Source organism: Leptotrichia shahii, from assembly GCF_008327825.1.
Taxonomy (GTDB): domain Bacteria; phylum Fusobacteriota; class Fusobacteriia; order Fusobacteriales; family Leptotrichiaceae; genus Leptotrichia; species Leptotrichia shahii.
The window spans coordinates 1,297,628-1,316,504 of sequence record NZ_AP019827.1 but is presented as its reverse complement, the minus strand read 5'-3'; the positions used below and the strand labels follow the sequence as shown (position 1 = coordinate 1,316,504).

Sequence of the window (18,877 nt, the reverse complement as noted above, 5' to 3'; positions counted from 1 at the left end):
GTGTAGAAAAAATAATCGGGGATTAAATTTAAGGAAAATGGCTTAAAATTAGATTTAGAAGTTAAAAAATATTGTTATTTTAGGAGATTGGCTATGAAGAAGGTTAGAGTTACAATTTCGGATTTTATGAATGAAATTATAAAAAGTGATTCGGAGTATTTTAAAATGCCTGTGGGAAGGATAGGGAACATAATTTTTAAATATTATATGGACAAAAATTTGAATAAAGTTGAATTGGGGAACTTTTCAGGAGAAGTGCTGCAGTTTAACTTGAATAAAAATAATGATGAAATTTTTATGGATACTTTTGTTAGAAGTGGAGTTGAAACTGAGGCTGAATATTGGAGAAATATAATTTTTACATATATCAATAATTTACGATATAAACGTGAAGAAATATTATTTGAAAAGATTTTTAGGAAAATTAAGGAAGGAATGGAGAGTAAGAGAAAGATAAAAATAAAATATCATAAATATATAAGGCTAGTAAGTCCATATTTTGTAAAAGTGGCAGATGACGAAAACAGATCTTATTTATTCTGCTACTGTGAAAAATAATGATTATAGGAATTACAGAATTTCAGAAATAGAAGAAGTATGGTTTACAAATGAAAATATTGAAAAAAAAGATAAAAAATATATTGATGATGTGTATAAAAATTTTGATCCGTTTTTGTCTTATAAAAACACGGTTAAAGTTGAATTTACAGAAAAAGGGGTGGAATTATATGAGAAAGTTTTAACAAACAGACCAAAACTTTTGAATAAAAAAGATGGAATTTACACTTTTGAGTGTGATAATAAACTTGCGATGGTGTATTTTGCACAATTTTTTTCCAATGTGAAAATTTTGGAGCCAAGTGAATTGAAAGAAAGATTAAAAAATGAACTTAAAAAAACAATAAAAATATATGAAAACGAGGAGGAAAAAGATGTTTAGACTAAGAGGGAGCAGAAGGAAAAAAACTGAGGAAATTATCAAAAAATTTTTAAAAAGTTATGCTCAAAATGAGAAAAGTGAAAATAAAAAGGATTTGAGAAGCTGGTTAATTTTTGAATTGCAAAATGAACTTGCTGATAAAAATATACAGGAAATAGAAAAAATGGCTGATGAACTTATGGCAGGAGTTGAAATTTATTTTTACAAGAAAAAGGAAGTGGAAAAATATCAGAAAGTTGGAATAAGCAGCAGTGATTATGTGGGAGATGTGATACTGGATAAAATTTCGGAAGATGTAATAAATGCGGAAGTTATGGATAGACAGCAAATTATCAGGGATATGAAGGAAAGCAGTGAAATTTTAGTAAATTACAACGAGGCAATGATATATGAAGCAGCTGCAATAAACGATCCGCAAATAGTAGCAGATACATTGAGTGCAAATAGAGCAAATACCTATGTTGACAATGTAAATTCAGCTATAGGCAAGTCAAATGAGGAAATTTTGTCAGCACTTACAACTAAAACTGGAGAAATAAGCCAAAATCCTAATTTAGATGGATTTATATTTGAAGAACGTCATGCTGGAACGTTCAATATAGATGCGGCAGTTAAAGAAAAAAACTACTATGCAAAGGCACTAAAGCCAGAAATAGGCGAAACTTATGGAAAAAATTCGATTGACATGACAATAGAAGATTCTGGCAAGATTGTAAGAAAATATCAGGCAAAAGCCTATAAAAATGCCAATGAAACTGCAAAATCATTTTACGACAGACAGCAAGGCTATAAATATAAATTTCAGTCAAAATTAGTTCCGTCAAATCAGACTGGAGATATCCCAAATTCAGTAGATAAGCTGAAATTTGGAGAAGTGGAAAGTAAAAATATAAGCAAGGAAGAAATAAAAAATATTCAGGAAAAATACCAGTCTGGCTACAAAGAAGCAGTGAAATTCAGTTTTGAAAAAGACGTAGACGCTCTTGCAATAAGCAAACAACTAGGAAAACAGGCTGTAATCAATGGAACTATGGGAGTTGGTATTGGAATGGCTTTGGATGTTGGAACAAAACTTGTTTCTGGTGAAGAAGTGGAAGTTGCTGAAGTAATCGAGGCTGGAGTGAAGACTGGGACTTCAATGGGACTTTCAACAGCAGTTGCTGGGGGAATAAGAGTTGCAGTCGAAAAGAATGTTGTGCCGAAAGTCTTTGCTGGAGTTTTAGCAAATAATAATGCAGTTGGAGCAGTTGCGGCATCTTCAATGGATATTATAGGAACGGCGTTTAAATTAGGTTCAGGTGAAATAAGTCTAGGAGAAGCTACAAAAAGGGTAGGAACATCAGTAGGTTCTGCTTATGGAGCGATAGTTGCATCAAATGCTGGTTTTATAGGTGGATTGGCAATGGCTGGAGCAATTGGGCTGGGAGCGTTGGGAGTTGCTGGAGCAGTTGTTGGTGGAGCGGTAGCACTTGCGGCAGGAGCAGTATGTGGAATAGTTGGAAGTAAAGTTGGCGGAGCGATAGCCAAAGGAGTGGGAACTATTGCAAAACCTGTAATTGATGGATCAACTGAAATAGTAAAAAAAGGGACAGAGGCAGTAAAAAGCGTTGCAAAAGGAGCATGGGAAGGAGTGAAAGCAGTAGCCTCAGGTGTAAAAGCGGTAGGAAGTACCTTAAGTTCAGCAGTTGGAGCAGTGGGAAGTTTTATTGGAGGTTTATTTGGATGGTAAAAATAATAATATCATTTTAAAATTGAAGTTAAAAAATTCTAATTAAATTCTATAATATTTGGTTTATTTAATTTTTATCAGTTTAATTTTAGATTAATTCAAGCATATTTATAAAGAAATGAAATAAATAAAAAATCAGGAGGAAAAATGGAAACAAATTTATCAAAGTATTTAAGGGCAAGAAGACCTATAATTTGGGTACACAGTGGAGATTACAAGGAAGTTGACACAATTGTAACAGAAGCGACTAAAGAATATAAAAATAAGGCGATTTTTGAATATAGGGCCTTTGGAGCTGTAAATTTTGAAACCAAGGTTAAAAGTGATGAAGTTGCAGATTTGTATAGCTTTTTAAATATTCTTTTTTCGGTTGGTTTTAAAACAAATGTATTTTTATTGATAAAAAATACGGAAGAAGAAATGAAAGAGGCACGAAATATTGCTTTTATTAAAAAAATAGCTGAAAAAATGTATAATGATATAAATTATAATTTTAATATAATAATTGTTGATGAAGATGTAAATGTACCAAAAGGATTAGAAAAATTTACAAGTATAATTGATATTGAAACTATGGATGAAACAACAATTAATCAATATATTCAAGATTTTGCTCAAAAAAATAATGCTCGAATTTATTGGGATGATTTGGGAGATTTGTCAATTTCTTTAAAAGGTTTAACCAAGTTAGATTTGGATCATATTTTAAATATGATATTAGAAGAAAATTATGGAGCTATTTCAAAAGGTGCTAATCAAATAATCATTCGTGAAAAAGGGCAAATAATTAAAAAATCTTCAATTTTGGAAATTATTGACTTTAAGGAAAAAATAGAAGAAATTGGTGGGCTTGAAGGGCTGAAAGAATGGTTAAGTTCTAAAGCACAAGTATTTAGAAGACTGGATGAAGCTAAGAAATTTGGAGTGGATACACCAAAAGGAGTACTGCTTGTGGGAATGCCAGGCTGTGGTAAAAGTTTGGCAGCAAAAGCAAGTGCAAGATTGTTTAATGTTCCATTATTAAGGCTGGATATAGGAAGACTTTTGGGAAAATACGTTGGTGAATCGGAGCATAATATGAGAGTCGCACTAAAAACAGCCGAATCAATAAGTCCGTGCATTTTATGGATAGATGAAATAGAAAAAGCCTTTGCAGGAATAGATCAAAACGGTGGAGCAAGCGACATAACAAAACGTCTATTTGGACAATTTTTGACTTGGTTACAGGAAAAAGAAAACACAGTATTCGTAGTAGCAACAGCCAACGATATAACAGCCTTCCCGCCAGAATTTCTAAGAAAAGGGCGATTTGATGAAGTATTTTTCATAGACTTCCCAAATGAGGAAGAAAGAGAAAGAATATTTGAAATTCACCTTGAAAAAAGAAGAAAAATGTCAGACGACATAAACTTGAAAGAACTGGCAGAAGAAACGGAAGGCTACTGCGGTGCTGATATAGAAGAAATCGTCAAAAACGCAGTTGAAAATAAATTTATATTAGAAACTGAAAATGAAGAAGAAAAGAAAATTACAACAAATAATTTATTAGAAGCAACTAAAAGTATAGATTCTTTATCGAATATTTTATCTGATAAAATAGATGTTTTGAAAAAGAGTTATAAAAAATTCAAAATAAAATCAGCTTCTCAAAAAATAAAAAATGGTAAAAGAATAGCTGGAAGACCGACATTCAAAGATATGGTTATAGTAAATGGAGGAAAATACACACCATCATTCTTTAATGAAGAAAGAGAAGTTTGCAATTTAGAAGTTTGTAAATATCAGACAACACAAGATATGTGGATGGAAGTAATGGGGAATAATCCATCAGAATTTAAAGGTGGAAGACGTCCAGTTGAAAAAGTGTCTTGGTGGGATTCTTTGGAGTTTTGTAATAAATTAAGTGAAAAGTATGGATTAAAACCAGTATATGATTTAAGTCGAAAAGAAGAAGGAATATTAAGAATACATCAATTAAATGGTAAGACAGAATACCCAAATGTAGCAGATTTTAGAAAAACTGAAGGATTTAGATTGCCAACAGAAGTAGAATGGGAATGGTTTGCAAGAGGTGGCGAAATTGCAATGCAAGATGGAACATTTGATTATAAATATTCAGGCAGTAATAATATAGATGAAGTTGCTTGGCACAAAGGAAATTCAGGAGACCAAACTCACGATGTAGGAATAAAAAAACCAAATCAATTAGGACTTTATGATTGTAGTGGAAATATATGTGAATGGTGTTATGACACTACTAATTCAGGATATATATCAGAAAAAATACCATATATATATGATGAAACTGAAAATGACAGAAGATTAAGAGGAGGTTGTTGGGATATTGATGATTATAAAGATAATATAAGTATATCTAAGAGATATAGCAATAGTGCTAATAGTACTATAACGAGTGTGACTTTACTTTCAAATTATTTTAAAACTGTACAAATTTCTTGTGGTTTTCGTATAGTTAGAACAATTTAATTTTTATAATTTTTACTTTTAAATAGGGGGTTGGTTTCTTTTAATTGGAAGAGAAAGAAAATAAAGGAAGTGGGGGATTGAGGAGGTTTTGGAGTTTATTAAAAAAAGTTTAAAAATATAGTTGACAAAATATTTGATATGTATTATAATTTATTTACATTAAAACCTTATTTATTTAAGGAAAGAATGGTAATAAAAGATTAAGAACCTTATTCGTTAAGGACTACTGAAGGTATATCCAAAAGATATACCTAATTTTTTTAAGAGGGGGAATGCAATATGACAAAATGTGAGGTTTTTGGTGTTTACTTGATAGACTTTAAAATAAATAAGGGTGGAGAATTATCAAATAAGCATTATGGTTTAGTATTAACAAAAATGTCAAGTTCTGATAAAACATTTCTTGTTGCACCGATGACGAGTAAAAAAAGAAATAAAAAATATAGAGGTGGGATTACTATTATTTGTGAAAAATATCAAAATAATCCAAGTGCTAAAAAAGCATTCATACAACTTAGGAAAATTCGAGAAGTAAGTATAAAAAGATTACTAAGTAATAAAAAATATAGTTTAGATGAAGAGGATACTAATAAATTAAAAGTGACTTTTCATAAATTTTTTAAACATTTAGAATTAGATATGGAAAACTAAAAAAAGACAACCTCAGGGGCAAAGGAATTCTAAGATTTTAATCCTACTCCTATCCAGGAACCCAGCACTAATCCTTCACAAGTTATCTTGTTAAATTAATTATATCATAATTTCATAAAATGTCAAGGACAAGAAGTGAAAAAATTTTCAAAATTTCCTTGCAAAATAAAATAAAATATGATAAACTGTTTTAGTAATTAAATTAGAAGTAGAAACATTGTTTCTCACCTTTCCATCAATATATTTAGGTTTTGGATTGACTTTCCAAATAAAAATAGAATGGTTAGTTCTATTTTAGGATGAGTTGGGTATTAGTTATTTGATATTTTGTAATGAAATGGGTATTCTTATTGTACTGATTTTATTGTGAGATTTATTTATATGATAACTATTGAGCAAGGTTTCTTATATCTTGTTTTTTTATTGTAAAAAAATTAGGAGGTGTTTTTTATAAGAGGAAATAACCGATCTGATGAGCCAAGAATAAATGAGCGAATTAGAGTAAGAGAAATTAGAGTTGTTGGTGATGACGGAGAGCAGTTTGGAGTAATGTCTACACGAGATGCATTAGCACTTGCGGCAGAAAAAGAATTGGACTTAGTTGAGATTTCGCCAAATGCTACACCGCCTGTATGCAAAATTATGAACTATGGAAAATTCAAGTATGAGAAAACGAAGAAAGACAAGGAAAATAAGAAAAAACAAAAAAATGTTGTCGTTAAAGAGATTAGAATTAAACCTCATATTGATGAACATGATAAAGATACAAAAATTTCTCAAATTGAAAAATTTATAGCCAAGGAGCATAAGGTAAAAGTCAGCCTAAGACTTACAGGTAGAGAAAGATTGCACGCAGAATCTGCTATTAAAGTATTAGACGAGTTTGCAAGCCATTTTGAAGAAATTGCAACAGTTGAAAAAAAATATGGAAAAGAACAGGTTCAAAAATTTATTTTATTATCGCCTAAAAAATAAAGGCAAAATTTAAAAAAGTGAAAAGTGATTTAGGAGGAAAGAAAATGCCAAAAATGAAAACACATAAAGGAACAAAAAAAAGAGTTAAAGTTATAGGAAGTGGAAAAATTTCTATAAGACATTCAGGAAAGAGCCATATCTTGACTAAAAAGACTCATAAAAGAAAAAAACGTCTAGGACAAGACGCAATCGCTCCAAAAGGTGCTGAAAGAAAAATCAAAAAAGTATTGGCTGGACAAGAAGGAAGATAGTTCCAACAATTGTTTTAAAAATATGTTGAAAAAAGCAATTTAATTAAAATTTACGGCTTTTATTCAAAAATGAGACCAAAAAAGCAGTTTAAAATACAAATTAACAGCTTTTATATAAAACAAAATTAAAAATTGACAAAAAGTTAGTTCTAAATATATAAAAGAACAGAAAACGGCTAAAATATCAAGGAGGAAAGAATATGCCAAGAGTAAAAACAGGAATAGTTAGAAGAAAAAGACATAAAAAAGTTTTAAAAGAAGCAAAAGGTTATAGAGGAGCCATAAAAACAAATTATAAAAAAGCTAATGAAGCAGTTAAAAAAGCTATGGCTTACGCAACTGAACATAGAAAATTGAAAAAAAGAAAAATGCGTGAATTATGGATTATCAGAATTAACGCTGCTGCAAGATTAAACGGAATTTCTTACTCAAGATTAATGAATGGACTTAAAAAAGCTGGAATTGAACTTGATAGAAAAGTTTTAGCAGACTTAGCATTAAACAATCCTGCTGAATTTGCAAAATTAGTAGAAAAAGTTAAATAGTGATTCAAATATAAATAAATCAATACTCAAATGGTGATTTTTAAATTAAAAGCAACTGTTTGAGTATTACTTTTTTTAAGTTATAAAGTATAGATTTAGAATTATAATTAAAAAAAGGATTTTGATTTTTTATTTAAATAAGAGATTGAGCAATATTTAATAAAAAGTTTAAAATAAAAAAAATCTAAATGAATTAGATTTAATCAAAAGGACTATACTTGTAAATCTTACAAAATAGATTAACTTTAGGTTATGAGATAGCCCTTTTTATATAGGGAAATTAAATAAATAATGTTTTTTTGGGCTATCTCATAAAATGGTCTTTTATTCAAAAAAACAATTTCCCTATACAGCCGAGAGATTGTTAAACATCGCTTAACATTTCCTCAACATTAATATTATAACACAAAAATTAAAAAAGTCAATAGTGTAAATTAAAATAAACTAAATATGGAAAATTATAAAAGAAAAATCATATAAAATTAAGCAGTAATAGCGTCTATGGCAGTAAAAAGTTAAGATCACTTGTCAAAAAGTAGTAAAAAACATTAAGAATTAAACTTAAAAAATGCTATATTAATGGAATTTTATAAATTTTTATAAATAATAAAAAATATAAACAATAAGGAGAAAATCATGAACAAAGATTTTGAATTTGGAATAAAAAAACAGCTAATTACAAAGGAAGAGCTTCATAAAAAAGTGAAGGAGTTGGGAGAAAAAATTACTGAAGATTTTAAAAATGAGAATGAGCCGCTAATAATAGTAGGGCTTTTGAAGGGATCTATTGTGTTTATGGCTGATTTGATTAGGGAAATAAAATTGCCGCTTGAGATTGATTTTATAGAGGCTTCTAGTTATGGAGAAGGAACTCAGAGTTCTAGGGAAGTTAAAATTTTGAAGGATCTGAGAAGTACAATTAACGGGAAAAATGTTTTGGTAGTTGAAGATATTATTGATTCAGGATTTACGTTAAAAAAAGTATTGCAAATTTTGGGAAGCAGAAATCCTAAGAAAATATCGCTTTGCACACTTTTAGATAAGCCTGAAAGAAGAGAAGTTGAAGTTAATGTGCAATATGTTGGATTTGAAATTCCAAATGAATTTGTTGTAGGATATGGGCTTGATTTTAATGAAAATTATAGAAACCTTGAGTATGTGGGAATAGCGGAACCATCAGTTTTTGAATAAATTTGTAATTTAGTTTTAAAATAGCTCTGAGAATATTATATGTGATTGTAAAAGTGAAAGACTAATTATCAAATAGAAGCAGTATCTTTTTATACAACAAGGGGGTCAAGGCCCATTGTCAAAGAGTGGAGAAAAATTATAAAATCAAAAATTTAAGTGCTGTGCTTATCATAATTTTTATACTTTTACAAATGGATAAAAGGGAACATTAAATAAGGAGAAAGATTGAAAAGAAAAAAAGAGAAATACCAAAAGAAAAATAAACATTTTGAGAATGAAAATCATAAGGCTAAGAAAAAATATGGTCAGAATTTTCTAAATGATAGCAGTTTGTTGGACGAGATTTTGAATGTGGCGAATATTGATGAAGAAACAGAAGTGCTGGAGATTGGACCAGGTTTGGGATTTTTGACAGAAAAATTAATTGAAAATTCTAAATTTTTGACTGCTTTTGAAATAGATGATGATTTAATCCCATTTTTGAGTAAAAAATTTGAAAAAAAAGAAAATTTTAAGTTAGTTCATCAAGATTTTATGGAAGCAGATTTAAAAACTTTTTTTGAGAATAAAAAAGATGTGAAAGTTGTAGCAAATATTCCGTATTACATAACTTCGCCAATTATTAATAAATTGCTTGAATACCGTGAAAATATTGATGAAATCTATTTGATGGTGCAAAAGGAAGTGGCAGAGCGGATTGCCTCAAAGCCACACAGTAAAAGTATGAGCCTGCTTACTCACGCTGTTCAATTTTATGCTGAAGCAGAATATTTATTTACTGTTCCAAAAGAAAAATTTGATCCTGTTCCAAAAGTTGATTCAGCATTTTTAGGAATAAAAATTTTGAAAAATAAAAAATATGAAAGTCAAATTTCAGAAGAAAAATATTTTAAATATTTGAGAGAAGCGTTTTCAAATAAGAGAAAAAGTATTTCTAATAATTTATCGAATTTAGGATTTTCAAAAGATTTTGTAAAAGAATGCTTGAAAAAAGTTGGCAAAACAGAATTGGCTAGAGCAGAAGAATTTTCTGTGCAAGGATTTATTGATTTTATTGGGATTTTGGAAGGTTAAACTGTCTATATTTTATTGAATAAAAAATAAAAAGTTCTCTAGATTGTGGAGGACTTTTTTAGTTACATAATAATTTTTTTAGTAAAAAATTTTGTAAATCAAATATTTTTACTTTACAAATAATAAAATAATGAGTATAATATAGCAAATATAAATTGGGAGGAATTTTTTATGAAAAAAATGGGAATTTTATTGCTTATTGGAGCATTAATGGCGATAAGCTGTGGCAAAGATACTGGAGCAAAGGAAGGTGGAAAGGCTGGTACAACAGCTGGAAAGACAGCTGAACAAGGGAAAACTGATTTAAGCAAGGAAACTTCTGAATATAAAAAGTATGTTGAAGGTCAGATTGATATGCTTTTAAAGGATACAGAAAATTTTGCACAATTATTAAAGACTGGGAAATTAGACGAAGCTAAAAAAGTTTATCCCTTAATCCGTATGGCTTATGAAAGATCTGAGCCTATCGCTGAAAGTTTTGGAGAATCGGATATTAAGATAGATTACCGTCTTGTAGACTTCAAGGAAGAATTTAAAAATGAAGAAGGATGGAAAGGTTTTCATAGAATTGAAAAAATATTGTGGGAACAAAACACTACAAAAGGAACTGAAAAATATGCAGAAGATCTTGTAAACGACATTAAGGAACTAAAGGCAAAAATTGCCACAATTGAAGTAACACCTGATTTAATGGTTACAGGAGCGATTGATTTGTTAAATGAAGTTTCGACTCAAAAAATTACTGGAGAAGAAGAAGTGTTCTCGCATACTGATTTATACGACTTTAGAGCGAATATCGAAGGGGCTCAGAAAATTTTTGAACTGTTCAGACCTAAATTAGAACAAAAAGATGCTAAGCTCGTAACAACTTTAGATACTGAATTTAAAGCTGTAAATGCACTTCTTGACAAATATATGACAGATGATAAAAATTATAAATTGTACACAGAGTTGAAGCCAGAAGATACAAAAGCTCTAGCTGAAGCAGTTACTAAACTTGGAGAACCTTTATCGCAAATGGGAATCGTAATAGACGCAACTCCTAAGAAATAATACACTTATTCGATAAAAATTTAATAAAATAAATATCTTGAAGCAAGGGGTCTTGACCCCTTGTATAGATAAAAAAACTTAGGTTATCAAACATATCTAATATGTTTAACTATTATTAAATAGGGAATTAATTCCCTTTGTTAAAATTAACATTTAGATTATTGAACACATCTAAATAAAACTTACAGTATAAAAAGAGGTAAAATAATGAGTGATGAAAATGATAAAAAATGGTTTGATAAAAAAATATCACGTCGTGATTTTTTGAAAAAAGCAGGAATGGTTGGAGCAGGTGCTGCAATTGGAGCGAGCGGAGCGGGTGCAATTTTTGCAAATATGTTTAGCGGCAAGGCAAATCAAGTTGTTGGAAATGAAGAAATTTCATTTTATGGAGAACATCAGTCAGGAATTGCTACTCCTGTTCAGAAAAATGTTTATTTTGCGGTATTAGATTTACATTCTACAGACAAGGAAGAAATAAAACAGATGTTCAAGGACTGGACAGATTATTCTGAAAAACTTATGAAGGGTGAACTTGTAGCACCAGAACTTGCAAATCATCTAGTTCCTCCACTAGATACAGGAGAAACAGTGGGATTAAATCCGTACCGTCTGACAATAACTTTTGGAATAAGTCCGTCTTTTCTGGATAAATTGAAGCTGGATAATAAGAAAATGGAAGAATTTAAGGATTTGCCACATTTTCCGAGAGATCAGATAAAGGACAAGTATAAAGGCGGTGATATTTGTATTCAGGCTTGTGCGGATGATGCACAGGTAGCATTTCATGCTGTGAGAAATCTTGTTCGTAAAGGACGTGCCTTAATTACTTTAAAATGGACTCAAGCTGGCTTTTTGCCTATTGGAAATGGAAAAGAAACTCCAAGAAATCTTTTTGGATTTAAAGATGGAACGGAAAATCCAAAAAATAATAATGATTTTAAAAATGTTGTCTGGTATGATAAGAATAATTGGCTGAAAAATGGGACTTTTCTTATTGTAAGGCGTATTCAAATGCATCTTGAAACATGGGATAGAACTAATTTGCAGGAGCAGGAAAATACGTTTGGAAGGTATAAGGAAAGCGGGGCTCCATTCGGAGAAACAGATGAATTTGCAACAATTGACATAAATAAAAAAGGACCAGACGGAAAACCAGTTCTACCAATTGATTCACACGTTTATCTTGCCAAAAAAGCTGACGTTAAAATAGCACGCCGTGCCTTTTCTTATTCTAATGGAATAGATGAAGTGAGCGGACAGTTTGATGCGGGACTGCTATTTATATGTTTTCAAAAACATCCTGATCAATTTATAAAGATTCAGAACAGCCTAGGAAACGATGACAAGTTGAATGAATACATTACTCATGTCGGAACAGGAATTTTTGCGTGTTTTGGAGGGATAAAGAAGGGAGAGTACATTGGGCAGAAATTATTTGAATAAAAAAATAAGTACAATGCTATTTTTGTGCTTTATGCTATTCTTCGTGAATATTATTGCAGAAGAAAGTTATAGTGGACTTTACATAAAAATTACAGACACAACAACGGCAATAAAAAATAATAACCAAAATGAAGCAAAAAAACTTTTTTCCGAAGTAAGAGATGAATTTAAAAAGGTTAAAAATGCTGATTCTACGAAAGGGAAAAAGGTACAGGAACTTTTAAATAAAGAAAAAGCTGTATTGTCAGAAGATGACCTGAGAGAAGTTACAACAGCATTACTAGCTTTTGAAAAAGAGCAGAATCCTGTTGACGATAATGCAGAAAAGAAAAAGTTCCAGTCAAGAATGAATCCTGCTTTAGATATGCTGGAAAAAGCAATTCAATCTAAAGATGTGGAACTTATGAAAAAAGAATATCTGAAATTTAATGGTGTCTGGACAAGAAATGAAAGTTTTATAAGAAGCAGAAGTATTCCTTACTATGGGAAAGTAGAAACTGCGATGTCATTTTTGAGAAGTTCTATGGAAGTGGAGCCATTTGATTATGACAGCACAATCAATTCTTTTAATGACTTGAAATCAACAATACAAGACTATTTAGATGGCAAGAAGATAGAAAATAATATTTCAAGCACAATTACACTAAAAGAAGCTGTAGATATGTTGAAAGATGCGTTGGAAGCCTTTAAAAATGGAAATAAATCTAAAGGTCAGTCAAAAGTGAAAGAGTTTATTCAGGTATGGCCTACGGTTGAAGGCGATGTAAGTACGAGAAATTCAGCTTTATATACAAAAGTGGAAACACAGACTCCAATAATCATGGTAAAAGGTAGCGAAAAAGAGTATCAGGAACAATTACAAGGATTAATTACAGAATTATCACAAATTGATACAAAAGCACAATATACGTTTATTGATGCAATGTTTATACTTCTTCGTGAAGGTGTGGAGGCGCTTCTAATAGTTCTGGCATTGGTAAGCAGCTTGAAAGCTGCAAATCAGAAAAAAGGATTACGTTGGGTGTATGCAGGAGCTGCTGCTGGAATTTTGGCAAGTGTGGTAATAGCATTTGCTCTTCAGGCGTTATTTCCTGCGGTATCTTCAGGAACAAATCGTGAAATTCTGGAAGGATTTGTAGGAATTTTTGCAGTTATAATGATGATTGGGATTGGATTCTGGCTGCATAGTAAATCATCCTTGAAATCTTGGCAAGATTATATTGACAGAAAAATGGATATTGTATTAAGTACAGGAAGTTTTGTGTCAATGTTTGTACTTAGTTTTCTTGCGGTATTTAGAGAAGGGGCAGAAACAATATTGTTTTATGTAGGAATTTTACCATTAATTTCATTGCAGAATTTGATTATCGGTATTGTAAGTGCGATATTGATACTAATTGTAATTGCACTTGTTTTAATATATGCTTCTTCAAAAATAAAAATACATCAAGTGTTTTTTGTACTTACATGGACAATTTATTTCCTTGCATTTAAAATGCTTGGAACAAGTATTCACATGTTGCAAGTTGTAGGGATTTTACCGTTACACGTAGTTCATTTTATACCTACAATGGAAATTTTGGGAATTTATGCAAATATGGAAGTATTTATTAGTCAATTAATTTTAATTGTGATTATCGTGATTGCTACATTGATAAAAAAGAGAAAAGATAAATAAAAAAATAAAAATTTTAAAAGATAAAATATCGGAAAGGAATAGAATGACTAAAATTGATGAACAGACGCTTGTAGAACATTTGAGCGAATTTAGGAAAAGACTCATTATCACAATTATATTTTTTATTGTGGCTTTTTTAGTAAGTTTGATATTTTGCTCCGATATTTACAAATTACTGACGGCTTCATTCAAGCAGAAGCTCACAGTTCTTGGGCCTAATGATATTTTGAGCATTTATTTAATGCTGGCTGGAATATGTGCTTTTAGTTTGACATTGCCTTTTACAAGTTATCAGCTATGGGCTTTTATTCGTCCTGCTCTTAAGGAAAAGGAAGCTAAGGCAATTTTATCTTATGTACCTGCAACTTTTATATTATTTGTTACAGGACTTTCTTTTGGATTTTTTATAGTAACACCTGCTTTACTAAATGTTTTACTATCTTTTGGCAAAGATTTGTTTAATATTCAACTTACAGCAAATAATTATTTAACATTTGTATTACATACATCATTACCGCTTGGTGTAATATTTGAATTGCCCGTTATTGTGGCATTTCTAACCTCGCTGCATATCTTGACACCGCAATATTTAATAAAAAACAGGCGATATGGCTACTTTATTTTGCTGGTAGTTGCAGTCGTTCTGACGCCAGCTGATTTTATAAGCGATTTAACAATGGCAGCACCATTAATCTTACTTTATGAAGTGAGTATTTCTGTTTGTAAATATGTCTACAAAAGAAGGAGGGATGATTAAAAATGGGAATTTTTCGAGATATAGGAGCACCAGGACTAATAGTTCTGATACTTGGTGCATTACTTATTTTTGGACCTAAAAGACTGCCTGAACTGGGAGAAGCCATAGGAAAAATGATTCGGGAATTTAAAAAGTCAGTTTCTGGAATTGAATCAGAGGCTGATAATAAAAATGTAGAAGATAAAAAGGAAAAAAAGTGTAAATAAATTAATCTTAGTTCATAAGCTATTTTTTGTTTATTATATTTAAATTATAAAAGGCTTGGAATTATAATACTCCAAGCCATTCTCTTTTTTCTAATACTTCCATTTCGATATTTTTTTGTTTTAACGTTTCAATCGCTTTATCCATATCATCTAAAAGATATGAATTTGTAAGAATTTTTATTAAACCATTCTGGTTATCAAGTGTTCTCACATTTCCTAAGCCATCGTATGCTTCTATGATTTTATTAATAAAGTCAATATGTTCTTTTTTTGTTTGAATGATGTATTCCCAGCTTTTCATTTCTTTTTCATTATTTTCCATATTTTTCAGCCTTTCTCTTTAAAATTTGTCCAAATACGAGTATTTTCCGTTTGAATCTTTCCAGCCTAATATTTTTTCCAAATTCACATTCTGTGTTGATTGAATTATTCGTTTTTTTATATCTGGATTGTTTTTTACAAGCTGTGTAATTAAATCTTTGGTTTCACGGCGTTTGCTTGAAGTCTTTTCAGCAGCTACTGTACAGCCGCAGTTCATCGGCAAGATTCCATTATTTCGAACCCATTTTATAATTGCTTTTTCTTCGACATAGAACAATGGACGGATTAATTCTATGTCATAATTATCGGACTTTAATTTTGGAAGCATTGTTTCAAATTTTCCCATATAAAATATACTCATTAGAGTAGTTTCGATAACATCGTCAAAATGATGCCCAAGAGCGAGTTTATTGCAGCCAAGTGAAGTTGCTTTTGTGTAAAGGCTGCCACGTCGCATTTTAGCACACATGTAGCAGGGGTAGTCTTTTGCAATTTTTTCGGCAACTTCAAAAATGTTATCATCATAAATTTCACATGGAATATTCAGATGTTCCAAATTTTTTTTTAAATTATTCAAATTTGCAGCATTAAAGCCTGGATTCATTGAAATAAATACAACTTCAAAATTAGTTCTGCTGGCTCTTTTCAATTCCTGAAATAATTTTGACAGTAAAAGGCTGTCTTTTCCTCCAGAAATAGCCACTGCGATTCTATCTCCATCCTTTACCATCTCAAATTCCTTTAAAGCTCGTACAAATGGTGTCCAAAGTGCTGAACGGTATTTTTTCTGAATACTTTTTTCAATAGTTTCTAACGGCTGGAGTGGAACAGATGGTAGAATTGTTTCACAAACTGCACTTCCAAGGGAAGTAGAGGCAATTCTGTCAGTATTTATTTTATTATTTATTGTATTTTTATCATCGAGATTATTTTCTGAATTCATTATTTGCAACTCCTTTTAAAGTTCATATTATCCTTGATTTAGGTAATCAAAAAATATTATAACATAAAAAAATACTCCAATCAACTATAGTAAAATTATATTTTTTTGTTTTACCATTGTTAAAATATTGAATTGATAAATAGATATGTTCGATAACCTAAGTTTTTTTATCTATACAAGGGGTCAAGACCCCTTGCTTCAGGATATTTATTTTATTAGATTCTGAGTTCGTATAGCTAACGAAAAGGTAAAAGGTCTAATAAATTTTTTCCGTATTTATGCTATTTTCTATTTTTAAATAGCAGACTAATTATAAATTTCTTTGTAAGAGATCAAGCCCACTTGTTAGCAAATAATATAAAATATAATTTCTATTTTTAAAATGGTGTTTAGTGTTAAATTAAAAACAAAATTTGATAAGAATATTGAAAATATGGTATAATAACTGTAAGAAAATAAAATTGGGATAAAAATGGAGGGAAAAAATAAATGAGTAAATATTTTGAAACTGTAGATTTTTGGATTGAGAATTTATTAGATTCGACTGAAAGTTATACAATTGAAAGCAATGAAAAAGGGAAATTTGTAGATATTACGATTAATGTGACAAAGGACGATATGGGGAAAGTGATTGGGAAAAATGGAAGGATTATTACAGCACTTAGAGTTCTTATGTCTTCGGTTGCAAAAAAAGATAGAAAAAGTGTAAAAATTGAAGTTAAAGAAATGTAGATAAAATAGAATTATGGTATTTTACTAGATTTTATGTTAATCAAGGAGCGGATTTATGAAAACTTCTGATTTGAAAAGGAAGATCTTTAAACTTAGAGTTTATTATTATGATACTGATAAAATGGGAGTTGTGTATCATTCAAATTATTTAAAATGGATGGAAATGGCACGAACTGAGTATTTTAGGGATATTTTTCCGTATAAGAATATGGAGGATATGGGATTTATTTTGCCAGTAAAGACACTGAATATTGAATATATTAATTCGGCAAAGTATGATGAGGAAATTGAAATTTCTGTAAAAATTGAGGAAATAAACAATATTAAAATCAGATTTTCTTATGAAATTCACAATTCAGATGGAATTTTAAAGGCAAAGGCTGAAACTGTAAATGTTTTTGTTGATGAAAATGGTAAATTGAAAAGAATTTCAAATGAATTGCTGGAAAAACTTATTAAATAATTATTTTAAATATTTATATTACTGTCGTAATTAAAGTTTTGTAAAATAGAATTTGCTGTTAAAAATTTACAGTAAAGGAAATTTATTTTTATTATTTTTATCAAAAAAATTAGTTTATAGAATAATCATAGTTTATACAGTGAGAATTTATTTTATAAAATTTAGGGAAAAAATGCTAAATATTTGGAAATGAATTTGCTAAAAGTAGACTTGTTCATAAACTATATATAGTAAAATTAATTTAAAACCAAACTCAAAAACTATGACTATTTTACTTAGACCCTAAATTTATATAATTTTTAATAGTTCAGTTTTAAATGAGTTCGAGTACATTTAGAATTTAATAAAATAAATGTTCTGAAGCGAGGGTTTTGCCCCGTTGTCAAATAAAAAATAGATAAAATTATTAAATAATTTATTATTAAGAAGAAAAGAGGCTTTATAAATGAAGATAGCAATTGGAAATGATCATGCAGGAGTGGAATTTAAGAATAAAATTATGCAGGAACTTAGAAGCAAGGGATATGAAATTGTGAATGTGGGAACTAATACGCTGGATTCGGTTGATTATCCTGATATTGCTAAGGAAGTTAGCCAGAAAATTCTAGACGGGGAAGTGAATTTTGGAATCTTAATTTGCGGAACTGGAATTGGAATTTCTATTGCTGCAAATAAAATAAAAGGAATTCGTGCCGCTCTTTGTCACAACGAATACACGGCAAAACTTGCAAGGCTTCATAATGATGCAAATATTATAGCATTAGGAGCAAGAGTCCTAGGTGAAAATTTAGGGATGGCTTGTGTTGAAGCATTTGTAAATACAGAGTTTGAAGGTGGCAGACATGCTAAAAGAGTTGGAAAAATAGAATTGTAATAAAAAAAATATCTTAAAAAATTCTAATTAAAATTGATTACTAAATATTTATTAGGCTTATTCAGAAATTATTAGAAGTTAATAAAACAAAACAAATATTATTATAAAGCAAGGGGTATTGACCCCTTGTTAAAATAAAAAAATGAGTTTTTGAATATATCTATATTGAAAAATAAAATAAGGGAGTGATTTTTATGTCAACAATTTTTAAAAAGATAATAGATAAGGAAATACCTGCAAATATTGTATATGAAGATGAAGAATTCTTAGCTTTTCATGATATAAATCCAGCGGCAAAAGTTCACGTGCTTGTAATTCCAAAAAAAGAAATTAAAAATTTGGATGCGGCAACTGAGGAAGATGCTTTACTGCTTGGTAAGTTACAGCTGACTGTGGCAAAAGTGGCTAGAATTTTGGAATTAGATAAAGATGGATATAGGGTTATAACTAACATCGGGGATAATGGGGGGCAGGAAGTTTACCATATTCATTATCACATTTTAGGTGGGGAAAAATTGCCAGTCAAATTAAAATAGAAGAAGTAAAATTTTTATTCTGGAG

The 18,877-nt window shown here is 30.0% G+C and carries 19 protein-coding genes and 1 pseudogene; 18 read left to right on the top strand and 2 right to left on the bottom strand.

The annotated features are described in order from the left end of the window. Positions 1-93: 93 nt before the first annotated feature. The 14 genes and pseudogenes from F1564_RS06130 to F1564_RS06065 all read left to right on the top strand — a co-directional run bounded on the left by F1564_RS06130 (position 94) and on the right by F1564_RS06065 (position 14,983). A pseudogene (locus F1564_RS06130) lies at positions 94-940 on the top strand (WYL domain-containing protein). Beyond that, positions 933-2,669, top strand: coding sequence for a hypothetical protein (locus tag F1564_RS06125; RefSeq protein WP_018449788.1), 1,737 nt, complete (start codon positions 933-935; stop codon positions 2,667-2,669). Before F1564_RS06130 ends, F1564_RS06125 begins: the two are co-directional and overlap by 8 nt. 147 nt (positions 2,670-2,816) lie before the next feature. After that, complete coding sequence (locus F1564_RS06120) at positions 2,817-5,156, top strand: AAA family ATPase (RefSeq protein ID WP_018449789.1); 2,340 nt, start codon at positions 2,817-2,819, stop codon at positions 5,154-5,156. A 279-nt stretch (positions 5,157-5,435) separates the two neighbouring features. Next, positions 5,436-5,807, top strand: a complete 372-nt coding sequence (locus F1564_RS06115; protein ID WP_018449790.1) for a type II toxin-antitoxin system PemK/MazF family toxin — start codon at positions 5,436-5,438, stop codon at positions 5,805-5,807. 441 nt (positions 5,808-6,248) lie between these two features. Then, complete coding sequence (gene infC / locus F1564_RS06110; protein ID WP_018449791.1) at positions 6,249-6,782, top strand: translation initiation factor IF-3; 534 nt, start codon at positions 6,249-6,251, stop codon at positions 6,780-6,782. Positions 6,783-6,826: 44 nt separating this feature from the next. Next, on the top strand, positions 6,827-7,033 hold the full coding sequence (gene rpmI, locus F1564_RS06105; RefSeq protein ID WP_018449792.1) for a 50S ribosomal protein L35: 207 nt from the start codon (positions 6,827-6,829) through the stop codon (positions 7,031-7,033). 200 nt (positions 7,034-7,233) lie between these two features. Continuing rightward, positions 7,234-7,578, top strand: coding sequence for a 50S ribosomal protein L20 (gene rplT, locus F1564_RS06100; RefSeq protein WP_015769536.1), 345 nt, complete (start codon positions 7,234-7,236; stop codon positions 7,576-7,578). A 636-nt stretch (positions 7,579-8,214) separates the two neighbouring features. Then, positions 8,215-8,769 carry a hypoxanthine phosphoribosyltransferase gene (gene hpt, locus F1564_RS06095; protein ID WP_018449793.1) on the top strand — a complete coding sequence of 185 codons (555 nt, stop codon included), beginning with the start codon at positions 8,215-8,217 and terminating at the stop codon, positions 8,767-8,769. A 225-nt stretch (positions 8,770-8,994) separates the two neighbouring features. Further along, complete coding sequence (gene rsmA, locus F1564_RS06090; protein WP_018449794.1) at positions 8,995-9,843, top strand: 16S rRNA (adenine(1518)-N(6)/adenine(1519)-N(6))-dimethyltransferase RsmA; 849 nt, start codon at positions 8,995-8,997, stop codon at positions 9,841-9,843. A 171-nt stretch (positions 9,844-10,014) separates the two neighbouring features. Beyond that, entirely contained in the window at positions 10,015-10,896 is an 882-nt protein-coding gene (gene efeO, locus F1564_RS06085; RefSeq protein WP_018449795.1) for an iron uptake system protein EfeO, read from the top strand. A gap of 207 nt (positions 10,897-11,103) precedes the next feature. Next, on the top strand, positions 11,104-12,342 hold the full coding sequence (gene efeB / locus F1564_RS06080) for an iron uptake transporter deferrochelatase/peroxidase subunit (RefSeq protein WP_018449796.1): 1,239 nt from the start codon (positions 11,104-11,106) through the stop codon (positions 12,340-12,342). Continuing rightward, positions 12,320-14,020: an FTR1 family iron permease gene (locus F1564_RS06075; RefSeq protein WP_018449797.1), complete on the top strand. Its 1,701-nt coding sequence runs from the start codon at positions 12,320-12,322 to the stop codon at positions 14,018-14,020. Before efeB ends, F1564_RS06075 begins: the two co-directional genes overlap by 23 nt. A gap of 43 nt (positions 14,021-14,063) precedes the next feature. Continuing rightward, positions 14,064-14,777, top strand: a complete 714-nt coding sequence (tatC, locus tag F1564_RS06070) for a twin-arginine translocase subunit TatC (protein ID WP_018449798.1) — start codon at positions 14,064-14,066, stop codon at positions 14,775-14,777. A gap of 2 nt (positions 14,778-14,779) precedes the next feature. Beyond that, positions 14,780-14,983, top strand: a complete 204-nt coding sequence (locus F1564_RS06065) for a twin-arginine translocase TatA/TatE family subunit (RefSeq protein ID WP_018449799.1) — start codon at positions 14,780-14,782, stop codon at positions 14,981-14,983. A gap of 61 nt (positions 14,984-15,044) precedes the next feature. On the opposite strand, the gene F1564_RS06060 is transcribed toward F1564_RS06065, so the two are convergent. Next, positions 15,045-15,305: a DUF4911 domain-containing protein gene (locus F1564_RS06060; RefSeq protein ID WP_018449800.1), complete on the bottom strand. Its 261-nt coding sequence runs from the start codon at positions 15,303-15,305 to the stop codon at positions 15,045-15,047. Between the two features lie 18 nt (positions 15,306-15,323). Further along, the gene (locus F1564_RS06055) at positions 15,324-16,247 is read right to left on the bottom strand and encodes a tRNA 2-thiocytidine biosynthesis protein TtcA (protein WP_018449801.1); all 924 of its coding nucleotides are present in this window, start codon (positions 16,245-16,247) and stop codon (positions 15,324-15,326) included. 489 nt (positions 16,248-16,736) lie between these two features. Between F1564_RS06055 and F1564_RS06050 the strand changes: the two genes are divergently transcribed. From F1564_RS06050 to F1564_RS06035, 4 genes are all read left to right on the top strand, one after another. Next, positions 16,737-16,979, top strand: a complete 243-nt coding sequence (locus F1564_RS06050; protein ID WP_018449802.1) for a KH domain-containing protein — start codon at positions 16,737-16,739, stop codon at positions 16,977-16,979. A gap of 55 nt (positions 16,980-17,034) precedes the next feature. Further along, the gene (locus F1564_RS06045; RefSeq protein WP_018449803.1) at positions 17,035-17,442 is read left to right on the top strand and encodes an acyl-CoA thioesterase; all 408 of its coding nucleotides are present in this window, start codon (positions 17,035-17,037) and stop codon (positions 17,440-17,442) included. A 445-nt stretch (positions 17,443-17,887) separates the two neighbouring features. Continuing rightward, on the top strand, positions 17,888-18,316 hold the full coding sequence (rpiB, locus tag F1564_RS06040) for a ribose 5-phosphate isomerase B (protein ID WP_018449804.1): 429 nt from the start codon (positions 17,888-17,890) through the stop codon (positions 18,314-18,316). A gap of 194 nt (positions 18,317-18,510) precedes the next feature. Continuing rightward, positions 18,511-18,852, top strand: coding sequence for a histidine triad nucleotide-binding protein (locus tag F1564_RS06035; RefSeq protein ID WP_018449805.1), 342 nt, complete (start codon positions 18,511-18,513; stop codon positions 18,850-18,852). Positions 18,853-18,877: the final 25 nt, after the last annotated feature.

Coding starts and splice junctions, on each gene's coding strand:
- F1564_RS06125 (WP_018449788.1), top strand. CDS start 933: ATGTTTAGACTAAGAGGGAGCAGAAGGAAAAAAACTGAGGAAATTATC.
- F1564_RS06120 (WP_018449789.1), top strand. CDS start 2,817: ATGGAAACAAATTTATCAAAGTATTTAAGGGCAAGAAGACCTATAATT.
- F1564_RS06115 (WP_018449790.1), top strand. CDS start 5,436: ATGACAAAATGTGAGGTTTTTGGTGTTTACTTGATAGACTTTAAAATA.
- rpmI (WP_018449792.1), top strand. CDS start 6,827: ATGCCAAAAATGAAAACACATAAAGGAACAAAAAAAAGAGTTAAAGTT.
- rplT (WP_015769536.1), top strand. CDS start 7,234: ATGCCAAGAGTAAAAACAGGAATAGTTAGAAGAAAAAGACATAAAAAA.
- hpt (WP_018449793.1), top strand. CDS start 8,215: ATGAACAAAGATTTTGAATTTGGAATAAAAAAACAGCTAATTACAAAG.
- efeO (WP_018449795.1), top strand. CDS start 10,015: ATGAAAAAAATGGGAATTTTATTGCTTATTGGAGCATTAATGGCGATA.
- efeB (WP_018449796.1), top strand. CDS start 11,104: ATGAGTGATGAAAATGATAAAAAATGGTTTGATAAAAAAATATCACGT.
- tatC (WP_018449798.1), top strand. CDS start 14,064: ATGACTAAAATTGATGAACAGACGCTTGTAGAACATTTGAGCGAATTT.
- F1564_RS06065 (WP_018449799.1), top strand. CDS start 14,780: ATGGGAATTTTTCGAGATATAGGAGCACCAGGACTAATAGTTCTGATA.
- F1564_RS06060 (WP_018449800.1), bottom strand. CDS start 15,305: ATGGAAAATAATGAAAAAGAAATGAAAAGCTGGGAATACATCATTCAA.
- F1564_RS06055 (WP_018449801.1), bottom strand. CDS start 16,247: ATGAATTCAGAAAATAATCTCGATGATAAAAATACAATAAATAATAAA.
- F1564_RS06050 (WP_018449802.1), top strand. CDS start 16,737: ATGAGTAAATATTTTGAAACTGTAGATTTTTGGATTGAGAATTTATTA.
- F1564_RS06045 (WP_018449803.1), top strand. CDS start 17,035: ATGAAAACTTCTGATTTGAAAAGGAAGATCTTTAAACTTAGAGTTTAT.
- rpiB (WP_018449804.1), top strand. CDS start 17,888: ATGAAGATAGCAATTGGAAATGATCATGCAGGAGTGGAATTTAAGAAT.
- F1564_RS06035 (WP_018449805.1), top strand. CDS start 18,511: ATGTCAACAATTTTTAAAAAGATAATAGATAAGGAAATACCTGCAAAT.